Raw genomic sequence first — 12,635 nt, 5'->3', positions numbered from 1 at the left:
ACGCGAGACGCGGTTCGAGGCACACCTCGTAGCGGCTTTCATCTTTCGAGGTTGAGAGGCGCTTAAAGCCGGTGACCACGCCCTGAATGACGCGCTGCGGCTCGTACACGGAGACGCCGAAGGCCTGCGCCACCGGTGCCTGCAGGGTCAGCGATGCGTCCTGCATCAGCAGGATTTTCGGGTCGATGGATTTGTCGCTGCTGGTGAACTGGATGGCGTAGCTGAAGGGCGTACTCAGGCCTTCCGTGCCGGTAAAACTCAGGACATCCATATCTGACGCGCTGCCGCGTACCGCGAGTTTATGGTGGCTGTGGTCGAAAAACAGTGATGCCGCTACGCTCATTTCCCTTCTCCGTCAAATTCCAGCGTAATCCCTTCCTCTTCATCCCAGCCCAGCGCCAGTGAAGTGGTGCGCTGTTGCCCGCTCATGCGGCTCAGCAGTTGCTGGCTGAGTACCGGCAAAATTTGCTGGTTGAGCAGGCTATCGATGTTGCGCGCGCCGGTGTCCGGCAGCAGGCAGGCGGCGACCAGCGTGTCGTAGAGGCTTTCTTCGATGGTGGTTTGCAGGCCGTAATGTTTGCTCAGGCGTTTGGCGACCTGCGCCAGTTTCATCTCAACGATGGTGCGCAGCGCGGTGGCGGCCAGCGGACGGTAAATCAGTGTCTGAAAACGTGCCAGCAGCGCGGGCTGGAAGTGGTCGCGCAGGATAGGGCGCAGCATTTCCAGCAAATCGCTGTCTGTCGATTCAGGTTGTTCCTCCAGCAGTTGCATGATGTGGTCGCTGCCGAGGTTGGCGGTCATCAGGATGACGGTATTACGGAAGTCGATTTCGCGCCCTTCGCCATCGCGCATAAAGCCGCGGTCGAAGACCTGATAGAACAGGTTGATGACGTCACGGTGCGCTTTCTCGACTTCATCGAGCAGGACGACGCTGTACGGACGTTTGCGCACGGCTTCGGTCAGAATCCCGCCCTGGCCATAACCAACGTAGCCCGGAGGAGAACCTTTCAGCTGGGAAACGGTGTGCGCTTCCTGATATTCGCTGAGGTTAATAGTAATCAGGGATTTCTCGCCGCCGAACAGACAGTCGGCGAGTGACAGCGCGGTCTCGGTTTTACCCACGCCGCTCGGCCCGACCAGCAGAAATACGCCCAGCGGACCGTTCTCTGACGTCAGGCCAGTTTTGGCGGCGCGCAGGCGCTGCGCCATATCCACGAGCGCGTGATCCTGTCCGACGACGCGCTGCCCCAGATGATTTTCAAGCTGCAGCAAATCCGTCTGTTCGTCTTTCAGCAGGCTGGACAACGGCACGCCGGTCCAGTCGGCAATCACGGTGGCGACGGTGCGCATATCAACATCCAGACTCAGCAGCGGCGCGTTGCCCTGCAAATGGCTGAGCTGATCCTGCAGGCTTGCGATTTCTTGCTGACGGCTGATGTCCTGACGGGTCTCCAGCAGTTGCTGCGTCAGGGCTTTCTCCGCGTGATACTGCGTGTCCAGCGTGGTGAGCTGTTCGTTCAGACGATCGGTCTCATGTTCAATTTTTTCAAGGCGATCGCCGTGCGTTTTGTTGCCCAGCGCAATATCTTCCAGCAGTGCCTGTTCTTCCATTTCCAGCGCGGTGATTTGCGCTTTCAGACGGGTTAAATCTTCCGGCAACGTATCGAGGCTCATACGGACGCGGGCGCTGGCGGTGTCCAGCAAATCTACGGCTTTGTCCGGCAGCTGACGGCCAGTGATATAGCGGCGCGACAGGCTGACGGCGGCTTTTACCGCTTCATCGGTAATGTGTACGCCGTGATGTTCGGCGTAACGCGATTTCAGGCCGCGCAGCATCAGGCTTGCCATCTTGTCGTCCGGCTCGTCGACTTTGACAATCTGGAAGCGGCGCTCGAGGGCGGCATCGCGTTCAAAATACTGTTTGTACTCAGACCAGGTGGTGGCGGCGATGGTACGCAGTTCGCCGCGGGCAAGGGCGGGTTTGAGGAGGTTGGCGGCGTCCGCGCCACCGGCCTGATTGCCTGCACCGATGATGGTATGCGCTTCGTCGATGAACAGAATAACGGGCGTCGGAGATTGCTGGACGGCGTCGATGACGTTTTTCAGGCGTTGTTCGAATTCGCCTTTAACGCCCGCACCGGCCTGTAGCAGACCCAAATCCAGCGTGCGCAGGCTGACCGTTTTCAGGCTGTCCGGCACGTTGCCCTCCGCAATGCGCAGCGCAAGGCCTTCCACCAGCGCGGTTTTCCCCACGCCAGGTTCGCCCACGAGGATCGGGTTATTTTTACGGCGGCGGGAGAGGATATCGACCATCTGGCGGATTTCGTTATCGCGGCCAAATACCGGATCAATTTGCCCGGCTTTCGCTTTCGCGGTGACGTCCAGCGTGAACTTATCCAGTGCGGCTTGCAGGGCTTCGCTCAGGCAGTGGCTGGAGAGGTTATCCGCTTTCGGCGTGGCAGAGGGTTCATTCAGGGAGGACACCGGCATGTTCAGGCTTTCTTGTTGCTGGAGTTCTGAACGCTCTTCTGACACCGCATCCAGCATCGGTTTGAGGCGGCGAAGATGTTCTTCACTCAGGCTGAACAGCGGCCACAGGCCTTCGCAGCGCAGCAGTTTAGGTTTTGTCAGCAGGGCTTCGAGAAGATTCACGCTGCGGATAGTCTGATTGTCGTCCTGCAAAGAGGCGGCCAGCCAGGCAGATTTCATCAGCGTCTGTAAGTCGTCGGACAGTTGCGGGCGGGTGCGCACGGAACGCGGCAGGGCATCAAGATGGGCCAGCAGGCTTTGCCAGAGCGCGTCCATGTCCCATTCATAACGGCGTGCCAGCACGGTGATGTCGCCTTCGCCTTGTTCGAGCAGTTTCAGCAGCCAGTGTTCAGGCGTGATTTCCGCATGTGCTCGGGTCTGGCACAGGGTCGCGGCAGCTTCCAGCGCTTTCGCGCAATACGGGTTCAAACGACGAAGTAAAACGGCTGACTGGTGTTCCATGCTCAATTCCTTTTTTGGGTATGCTACCGCCCTTAGCCTTTCCTTTGCAGGAACCCAGGCCCATAAGGTCGATGTCCGAATTATTTGGTGTTTACGAAACCGTCCGGGAAGCAGGGCAGTTTTGGAAACAACAAAAACAGCAGACGGCGAACCGTCTGCTGTAGGGGATTACGCGGTGGTACGTTCGTTCCACGAATCGGAATGAATGATGTTGCCGTCTTTGTAAGTCCAGGTGATTTTTTCGTAACGCAGCTCAATCGCTTCGAGGTGATTGTGTTTCTCTTTAGCCGGGTCTTTGATGTCGTGCATTTTTGGCGCGACTTTCACCAGTTTGACGTTCTCAAGCTTGGTGTTGAAATACTCAACTTCCTGGCCAGCGTCGTTGATGCGGTACCATTTGAACTCAGCAGATTTCAGGGTCTGACCGGTGGTCACTGCTTTGTACAAATACGGGCTGGATGAGTCGATTTCTTTGGTAAACAGGAACGGGGTGTGAATACGAGTACCCGTCAGTTTGCCGGTGTTGTTATCGGTCGGGATGTACAGGTTGTGTTCCTGCGCAACCACTTCGATGCTGCCTTCGCGATCTTTTACGTCTACGGAGCCTTTAATGTCCGCGCCGCCGTCGTCTTTCAGCCACAGATAAACAGGAATTGCCATGGGTAGTTCTCCATTTCTAGGTTAAGCATCCATCAATCATTTGATGAATCGGGGGGTGCTGTTGCCTTGCAGGCATCTGCCTGCGGCACCAGACTGATTTCGACACGACGGTTAGCTGCACGGCCTTCCGGGGTGTCATTTGTTGCAATCGGGCGTGTTGCGCCGTAGCCCTGAACCGCAAAGCAGGTCGGGGAAACATCACTGGTGGACAGCATCCAGTCGCGCAATGATTCCGCACGCTTCTGGGATAAAACCTGATTGGCCTTCGCGTCTCCGGTAATGTCGGTGTGTCCGGCGACGACGATCAGCCAGCCCGGCTTGGCTTTGATGTCGACCAGCGCGTTCACCAGCATTTTGAGGGAACCCGGTTTGAGGTTGGATTTGCCGGTGTCAAACAGTGACAGGGCATCGAGACGCACAGTTTTCGGTGTGTCTTTCTCAACGGGCGGCGGTGGCGGCGGCGGGGGAACGTAGCTTTTAATCGCTGCCAGCAGTGGCAGACGCAGGCGTTCTCCCTGATACAGCCCAAGACCGAGACGCAGCGGCTCGCCGTTGCGGAACCAGTCATCAAGCTGAGCTGCATCCTGACGCAGAACGTCAACGCCATTTGCTTTGGGTACGTAATCGTCCATTGCGATGTCGTAGTAATGGCGGATATCGAAGGCCACACGATGCAGAAGCTGGCGGTTGTGCCAGGCGCTGCAGCACAAAGCAACCACGGCGGCCAGTGTCAGTAACGTCACACCGTGACGCAGTGCCCGGCGACGTGAAGACACGCCATTCCCGGTGGGTAAATCCACCAGAACAAAATCAGGGAACGGCAGGGTGGCGCCGTCAGCATCCGCCACCGGATGCCAGCCGCTGGCGTGCGTCAGCGCGGTATGTGCGGACAGCCAGTGTTGCCACAGTGATGCAAGTTTCAGAGAACTCAGCCCAGGCACCTGAAGCAGGATCACCTGCTGCGGGGAGACGCAGGCAACGTCATCGTTACGGGCCTGCAGCGCGGGCAAGACCTGCGCCGCCAGCCAGTCATTGAGCTGACTGAATAACAGCGTCTGTTTTATCCGCGCAGGTTGCCAGGCATTGCCTTCCATCCGCTGCCAGTTGGCCAGCGTTTCAGGTTGGGTGACCGCGGGCCAAAGTGTGACTGCCTGATTATGCTGTTGTGACAGCCAGAGCGGGCTGTCCGTCAGGCTGGTTGCGACAGTACTGGCTAACAACAACGGGACGGCGCGGCGCGTGTCCCGGCGCAGTTGCACCAGTTGCCAGCGCAGTTCATACAAGATCGTGGCCAGCGCTTTCTCATCCGCATGTGCCTGCGGATCTACCGACACCATCACTGCCAGTTGCTTTGCCCACTCTGGCCGCTGCCACAGCAGTTGCCGCGTAAACTGACGAAGCGTGCTGATATCATCAACCCGCAGCCAGCAACCCTGCGCTGTCTGCTGTACGGTACCGGTACCAAACAGTGCCGGCAGTGCGTTACCGCATACCAGCACTACCGGCAGGCGGTATTTTTCGGTCGGTAGCCCGTCGGACAACAAGTTGGTGAGTTCAGTAGCAGGCTGACGTCCAGCACGCCACATTCCGGTCACACACACGATGATAACCATTCCGGTTGCCAGCCAGCGGATTACGGGTGAGAAAGGCAGGAATACCAGACACAGTATTCCCGCCAGAATGCCGGACCACAGCCATAAACTGCGTTGCCACCTCGGACTCATTGCGCCGCTCCCGGTAGCAGGGTAGACAACAGGCCGGAGAGCCAGTGATCAAGTCCCCACCACAACAGGGCTACCACGCAGGCGGCAAGACCCAGGCGCACCGGCCAGTAGCGCAACCAGACGCTCAGGCGGCTGCGTGATGCCCCGACAGCCAGCACCGGGCGCGACGGCGTGAAACTGAACGGCGGCACACGGGCCGAAAGTTCATCGACCAGTTGTTCGCGTTCAGTGACTTCAGCCGTTTTGTACCCGCCGAGGAACCCGAGCATGAGCACCCGGTGAAAACAGGTCAGTACGGCAGTGTCCTGCGCAGGCTCGCGCAGGACGGTACGCATTTGTTCATACAGCTGATTTCCCGCATCCAGTGTATTGAAAAAGTGCGCCTGCAGCGGGGTGTTACACCACACGTAATAGGTATCGTCTTGCACGCTGCGGCCCTTGACGGTTTCATCGAGGATGGCGCACTGGGCGTACTTTATGTACTGACAACTTTGCTCGCTGACGTCGGCGTCGTGTAACGCCTGCTGAACGCGTTCAATATCGGCCACGCAGCGCTGCCAGAAAATCCGGCCTTCGCCTTCTGCGCTGATCATGCCCTGACGCAGGCTGATGACCTGAAGCCAGGTGTCAGCAAGCAACGCGTCGATATCGACCGTCGGGGTTTCTCTTTTCATGGATGGGCTCATGCGCGCAGTACCGCAAACAGTTCAAGCTGGATGTCGCCCAGTGTGCCCGGTACGTAGAATACGCAGGCACCTGCGTCCATCATTTGCTTAGCTGCAGGGTGGTTGAGATCGAGGGAGAAATACTGGTTTTCCAGACGCAGAGGAATTGCAGCGGGCACATGGCTCAGCGGCTGTAGCGGAATGCCGCTTAATGCGACGTTCACCACGTTACCAACGTCATCTGGTGCACCGACTTTACACAGTTGCGGGAACTGGATTTGCAACTGAGCAGAAGAAAGGGTAGAGCGCACCGACAGGTAAAAATCCACTTCTTCGCGCAAACGCGAATCGTGCAGATCACCGCGCCACTGATTCACACGCGGTTCGTGAACCAGTTCAATCGCGACAACGCGTGAAGGCAGGCTGGCTTCCAGCAGAATATTGAGCAAGGCAAACAGTGGCGGGAAGACGGCCGTCAGGCGATCATGCTGATACACCGGAATAGCAGTGACATCATGTTCAAGCGAGAAGGTCAGCAAGTTACCCGCCAGACGGGCCAGTTCCTGATACAGACGCTCGGGATGCACCTGCGGATAACGTTGAAAATTGCTCAACACCGGCTCCGCGCCGTTAAGCGCGTTCAGCAGCCAGAACAGTGAAACGTCTGCGACGGCAAAATCGGCCATACGGGCGTTACTTTCGCGGCGCATGCCCATCAGACGAACCAGACGCGCGCGCAACTGCACCATCAGCAGTTCCAGTTGCTCACTGCACCAGTGGCTGGCTTGCAGGCTAAGCAGCGGAGGAATAAACCGCATATCCTGCGTCCAGTGTCCCTGGGCGTCACGCACTAATCGGGCCACCGGGCAGACCTGATAATCCCCATTTTCCTGTGTGTCCAGGCGAAACGTAAGTTCATGCGTCATGACGGCGACCTGTTTCTTGTCATCGCCGTAGTGATTTTGCACATCACGCCATGCCTGACGGTAACGTACCGGACGTTCGGCGCGTTCATCAGGTTGCAGGCAGTTGCCGCCGTTAGCGTAAACCTGCGGCATGGCCAGCATGACAACAGCCTCAGAGATTTCCGCAGGCAAATTCGCCGCGAGCGTTAATGTCGGCGGCAGTAAATCGGCACAATCAGTGTCAGTTAACGTCCCGTCTTGAAAACGTACGCACAGACGTTCCGCCTTCAGGCGGCCTTGTGTGAGTGCATTCTGCTCAAATGTGGCATGGAGTACCCCCCACGGATGGAGGGTGCCCATTTGCGCTATGCATTCGTTGGTCCAGGCCTCGAGAGAGGCCTGTTGTTGAAACTGCTGCGGCGAAACCAGCACGCCGCGTGTCCACAGGGGACGTTCAATTTTCATTACCACTCCGGCCTTTTACGCTTTCGCCTTCGGCATCTGAGAAACCAATGACAGGTTGACGTCCATACCTTCCACCTGGAAGTGCGGTACGGCGTACAGTTTCACGCGGAAGAAGCCCGGGTTATCTTCGATATCTTCTACGGTCACTTTAGCGTCGCGCAGCGGGTGAGAGGCCTGCAGGTCGTCGCCCGGATCGGTCATTTCAGTCACCAGCGAGCGCACCCAGGTGTTGAGCTCAAGCTCAAGCAAACGGCGGTCTTTGGTGGTGCCGATGTTTTCACGCTGAATCAGTTTCAGGTAATGCGCGATGCGTGACAGCAGGAAGATGTACGGCAGACGCGCGTTGATACGGCTGTTCGCAGTAGCATCAGCCGTGTCATACAGAGCCGGTTTCTGCGCGGAGTTCGCGGAGAAGAAGCAGGAGTAATCACGGTTTTTGTAGTAAGACAGCGGGATGAAGCCGAGATTGGCGAATTCAAATTCGCGGGTTTCCGGGATCATGACTTCAGACGGGATTTTCACCTGATTGCCGGTGCCCAGATCATACAGGTGGATTGGCAGATCAGTGACTGCACCGCCAGCCTGCGGGCCGCGGATCTGTACACACCAGCCGTTTTTGATGAAGCTTTTCACCATGTTTGCTGCAAACGCGAAAGACGCATTGGTCCACAGGTATTTCTCGTGGTCCGGGCCTTTCACTTCTTCAACGTAGTTAAAGCTGCGAACTGGCACGGTGTCCGGCCCGTATGGCAGACGACCCAGCACGCGCGGCATGGTCAGACCGATATAGCGGGAGTCATCGGAGTCACGGAAAGATTTCCATTTGATGTATTCAGCACGGTCAAAGTAGTTGCCGATATCTTTGATGGCGGCCACTTCTTCCATGGAATCTTTCAGGAAGAATTTAGGGCCGACAGCACCGACAAACGGCATATGTGCCGCAGCAGACACTTTGGAGATATTACGCAGCAGCGCGACGTCTTGCGGGCTGGCGTCAAACTCGTAGTTGGAGATCACAGAACCGATGGGTTCGCCGCCCGGTGTGTCATATTCCTGGATGTAGGTATGACGGTAGAGGCCACTTTGAATGATCTCAGGGCAATCTTCGAAGTCCTGACGCAGGTCGTCTTTAGAAACGTCCAGCAGTTCAATTTTTACGTTCTGACGGAAATCAGTACGGTCTACCAGGAATTTCAGCCCACGCCAGCCGGATTCCATACGCTGGAATTCAGGGTGGTGCATGACTTCGTCCAGCTGGCGGCTGATTTGCTCGTCGAGCATTGCGATGTGGCCGTCCAGCAAGGTTTTGTCCAGACGTTCAACTTTTTGACCGGACTGTTTCAGGCGTTCCAGGAAGACCTGAACCGCCGCCGTAACACGCTCATCGGTGGTGACATCAGACATCGCCTGGTCATCCTGAAAAGCATTCACGTCTCCCAATGCGGAGACCGGAGTCAGGTTAATTTTTTCAAACAATGACGCATAAACACTTCCTGCGTCGGCACGTTCCAGCACAGTTGTGCGGCTTTCTTGACTGTTTTCAGTAGCAGACATCAGCATAGTCTCGGGTTGATCCGTTCAGGAAGGGTTAAGAGTTCTGGGGAGCCAGAGCAGCCAGTTCAGCGCGCAGGTCATCGCTCAAATTGTCATCTTTCAGGATGGTTTCGAGTTCTTTGCGGAAAGTGGCGTTGTCTAATAAGTTGGATTTGAGGTCACGTAATAAATTACGCATAGCGAGCATCGCGCGCAGTTGTGGGATCTGGCGTGCAACCTGTTCAGGCTCGAAATCTTTCATCTCTTTGAAGTTGAGACTGACGCTCTCTTCGCTGCGATCGCCAGCCAGAGTGTTTTCCACGGTCAGGTTGAGCGACGGGCTGAAGTCGGCCAGAACGCTGTTAAAGTTATTTTTGTTGATGTTAACTTTTTCACGCTCTGACAATGGACGGGTCTCTTTACCATTGCTGTAGTCGCCCATTACCATTAATTTTAAAGGTAATTCGACTTTCTTCTGGGCACCGCCAGTATGTAAATCAAGTTTAATATTGACGCGAGCCTTGGGTATTTCTTCCTGAAAGCTATTAGACATGCCTATCCCTTACTGTGGAGTGATAAACGCTGCCAATGAATCCATAAATAAATGAAAGGTTGGCAACCCTGCCAAAAAAACATCCTTTTTATGCACGTCGGTGTGCAACTAAAATCAGGGTCACAAGCGAGACAAAATATTTTTGGGAACATTTTGCAGTGTGTTTTTGAATTTATCTGGAAAGAAAATTTCAGATAAGTACCTGTTGACGGCATTTTAGAAACATTAGGTGTTTTAAGGAAAACTAAATATGTAAATAAATGTTACTGATTATGGTGTGGCCAAATCCAGATCATTTTATTGATATATAGGAATTTTCTTCATATAACCCCGCAGGCCGCATGGGGTAAGGGTTTCGGGCTTCAGTAGATTTCTTTACAAGTAGGAGGTCGTAAGAAATTTCTTAGTAATTGACTGTCTGTTCTCAAAAAATATATAACAACTCGCAATGAATTTGTATTTAGTGCAGGGTAAGAAAAGAGAGAGAATATAAGATTTTTCCTCTAATTCTCCTAAGAATATTCGCGCGGTGAATCATTCATGCTGTCAGGATTTATTGTTCGTTGGTGTGATTATATTTATTTCCTCTGATTTAGCGATTTCTGATCGTCAGGAAAATTCCCTGTTAATGATCATTTAAAAGAGGTTGATCGCAAATTTCTTAATTCAGGCGTGAAAGATCATTTAAAAATAGGGAAAACGCCTTGTTCTGATTAGTCAGATTTAGTCTGTCGACTACTCCCTTGCCCCTCTAGCAGACACCGATCATCCTGCCGTAAATTTCAGATAGGGCGATGAGAATGTTAAACATCTGGTGCAAATTGCCGATAAACAGACTCCAGCCCCATTTTGAGAATGTATCGATGTCGCTTAAAAAGTCTTCTTTTCTTGTTTTAGTTGTTCTTTTTGCTCTCTTTTTTACCAGTATGATTTCAAACGTCTGGTTGCTGACGCAGAGCAACCAGTCTCTGGATGACGTGAATAAAGAAATCCGCGTGGTGCTTTCCATCATTGACCCGATCAACCACAGCCGTACCTCGCGTGTTCGCGTAATGGAATATATGAAGGAGATTGAAAACAACGGCGGCCAGCCGTCTGCTACTTCTCTGGATGGCGTCAGTGAAGTGATGGGAAAAGCGGACGCCGCATTTCAGGCATATATTAATGCGCCAAAATTACCGGGCGAAAATGCACTGGCGGAGGCTTACCGCACGGCTTATCAGAACTATCGTCAGAACGGGATCGAACCGTTGATTGATGCGGCGAAAGTGGGCGATCAGGCGCAGTTCAAAGCGCGGATCCCGGCGGTAGTTCAGCTTGATCATCAGTACGAAGTGGTGCTCGATAAAGTGCTGGCGCTGCATGAGCAGTACGCCAGAAATCTCAACAGCGACGCGCAGGGCAATTTTAAGTTTGGTATCGGGCTGACGATTGCGTTTGGTTTGCTGTTCCTGATCATCATTATTGGCGTGTTGTTATTACTCAAGCGCTTCGTTCTGACTCCGCTGCTGAGCTCGCGCGATCATTGCCGCAAAATTGCAGAAGGTTATCTCGATACGCCGGTACCGTTTAAAAACAGTTCCCGCAGTGAAATTGAAGAACTGATGCAGTCGATGGAACATATGCGCCAGTCCCTGACCCAAATTATCGGGCAGGTACGTGACACCAGCCATACTGTCGCGCACGCGTCGCAGGAAATTTCCGCAGGCAATATCGATCTGGCCTCGCGTACAGAACAACAGGCCGCGGCGCTGACACAAACTGCCGCCAGCATGGAAGAGTTGGGCGCGACGGTTAAGCAAAATACCGAAAACGTCAGCCGGGCCAGCGGTCTGACGCGCGAAGCAGTAAAAAATGCCCGCGCGGGTGAGAAGGTGGCGCAGGATGTGATCGGAACTATGGGGCGCATTAACAGCAGCTCCAAAAAGATCGAAGACATCACGGGCGTCATCAACAGCATCGCTTTCCAGACCAATATTCTGGCGCTGAATGCTGCGGTTGAAGCTGCACGCGCCGGCGAACAAGGTCGCGGATTTGCAGTGGTCGCCAGCGAAGTGCGCAGTCTTGCGCAGCGAAGCGCGGTGGCGGCAAAGGAAATCGAAAGTCTGATTTCTGAATCGGTTGCCAATATAAAGGAAGGGTCGGATCAGGTGTCCCGTACCGGAGAATCTATTTCGGCAATCATTTCGTCGGTTACGCAGGTCGATGTTCTGATGGAACATATTTCGACGGCGTCCGATGAACAAAGCCGTGGGATCAGTCAAATTGAGCAGGCCGTGACAGAAATTGACGGCGTGACCCAGCAGAATGCGGCGCTGGTGCAGGAATCGGCGGCAGCGGCGGCTTCTCTGGAAGAGCAGGTGCTTCATCTGACCCGGTCGGTGTCTGCGTTCAGGCTGGCGAACGCCTGAGCCCGGCAGCGGACAGATAGGAAATTGTGATAAATCAGGCCGGACAGGGAAAACCTTGTCCGGCTTTTTTATTGATACGGAAACGGTTTCACAATGAATAACACTTTGATATAACAGATGAATTGTCTTTTATATTAACGAGCAAACTCCATGACTTTACTGGCCTCACCTTTACTCAGTCTGCGTCACTTTCATCATGATGACCTCGGCGCTTTCACCCGTTATCGCCAGGATCCGGCTGTTGCCCGCTATCAGAGTTGGGAATATTTCACCCGTCCGCAGGCGGAATTGTTGTTTGAACAGATGAATGAAATTCCTTTTGGTACGCCAGATAACTGGTTTCAGATTGCGATCGAACACGCTGAATTCGGCATGGTGGGTGATTTCGGGCTGCACTTTGTCGATGACTATCAGGTGGAACTGGGCATAACGCTTGACCCGAAATGGCAGGGAAAAGGGATCGCGAAGAGCGCATTAAATCTGTTGCTGACGTATCTTTTTGACCATCTCAAAAAGCATCGTGTGTACGCCGTTACCGATATCCGTAATCACGGCAGTTTCCGGTTATTCGAGTCAGCAGGATTTCGGCGGGAAGGAAGTTTCCTGGAAAACTGCTTTCTGAAAGGGGAATGGTGCAGTGAATATTTGTATGCTTTGCTGGTGTCAGAGTGGGAGGTCAGAAACATAGTCAGGAAATAACCCAGCACCAAATTCGGCGAAATCTCCGG

Annotated in this window: 10 protein-coding genes; 2 read left to right on the top strand and 8 right to left on the bottom strand. The window is 54.2% G+C overall.

What is annotated here, in order from left to right; genetic code table 11:
• The 8 genes from KWG64_RS09290 to tssB all read right to left on the bottom strand — a co-directional run.
• On the bottom strand, positions 1–343 hold a 343-nt coding region (locus KWG64_RS09290), incomplete at its 3' end, for a contractile injection system protein, VgrG/Pvc8 family (protein WP_255562133.1).
• Positions 340–2,991, bottom strand: coding sequence for a type VI secretion system ATPase TssH (tssH, locus tag KWG64_RS09285; RefSeq protein ID WP_218521710.1), 2,652 nt, complete (start codon positions 2,989–2,991; stop codon positions 340–342). The genes KWG64_RS09290 and tssH, both read right to left, overlap by 4 nt.
• A gap of 168 nt (positions 2,992–3,159) precedes the next feature.
• Positions 3,160–3,651 carry a type VI secretion system effector Hcp gene (gene hcp, locus KWG64_RS09280; protein ID WP_101079103.1) on the bottom strand — a complete coding sequence of 164 codons (492 nt, stop codon included), beginning with the start codon at positions 3,649–3,651 and terminating at the stop codon, positions 3,160–3,162.
• Between the two features lie 32 nt (positions 3,652–3,683).
• Entirely contained in the window at positions 3,684–5,375 is a 1,692-nt protein-coding gene (locus KWG64_RS09275; protein ID WP_218521709.1) for an OmpA family protein, read from the bottom strand.
• Positions 5,372–6,061: a type VI secretion system protein TssL, short form gene (gene tssL / locus KWG64_RS09270; protein ID WP_218521708.1), complete on the bottom strand. Its 690-nt coding sequence runs from the start codon at positions 6,059–6,061 to the stop codon at positions 5,372–5,374. Before tssL ends, KWG64_RS09275 begins: the two co-directional genes overlap by 4 nt.
• Complete coding sequence (gene tssK, locus KWG64_RS09265; protein WP_218521707.1) at positions 6,058–7,410, bottom strand: type VI secretion system baseplate subunit TssK; 1,353 nt, start codon at positions 7,408–7,410, stop codon at positions 6,058–6,060. Before tssK ends, tssL begins: the two co-directional genes overlap by 4 nt.
• A 15-nt stretch (positions 7,411–7,425) precedes the next feature.
• Positions 7,426–8,970 (bottom strand): type VI secretion system contractile sheath large subunit, encoded by a 1,545-nt coding sequence (gene tssC, locus KWG64_RS09260; protein ID WP_218521706.1) that lies wholly within the window; start codon positions 8,968–8,970, stop codon positions 7,426–7,428.
• A gap of 28 nt (positions 8,971–8,998) precedes the next feature.
• Positions 8,999–9,496, bottom strand: a complete 498-nt coding sequence (gene tssB / locus KWG64_RS09255) for a type VI secretion system contractile sheath small subunit (RefSeq protein ID WP_195825945.1) — start codon at positions 9,494–9,496, stop codon at positions 8,999–9,001.
• 863 nt (positions 9,497–10,359) lie between these two features.
• Between tssB and KWG64_RS09250 the strand changes: the two genes are divergently transcribed.
• Together KWG64_RS09250 and KWG64_RS09245 are read left to right on the top strand one after the other, a co-directional pair.
• The gene (locus KWG64_RS09250; protein WP_218521705.1) at positions 10,360–11,907 is read left to right on the top strand and encodes a methyl-accepting chemotaxis protein; all 1,548 of its coding nucleotides are present in this window, start codon (positions 10,360–10,362) and stop codon (positions 11,905–11,907) included.
• 150 nt (positions 11,908–12,057) lie between these two features.
• A complete protein-coding gene (locus KWG64_RS09245) occupies positions 12,058–12,606 on the top strand; it encodes a GNAT family N-acetyltransferase (RefSeq protein WP_218521704.1) in 549 nt (182 codons plus the stop codon).
• Positions 12,607–12,635 lie beyond the last annotated feature (29 nt).

Origin of the sequence: Rahnella sp. PD12R (genome assembly GCF_019200965.1) — a bacterium.
In the GTDB taxonomy this organism is placed as follows: Bacteria; Pseudomonadota; Gammaproteobacteria; order Enterobacterales; family Enterobacteriaceae; genus Rahnella; species Rahnella laticis.
Note: the sequence above shows the minus strand (reverse complement) of the source record. Positions and strands in the feature narration are given on the sequence as shown.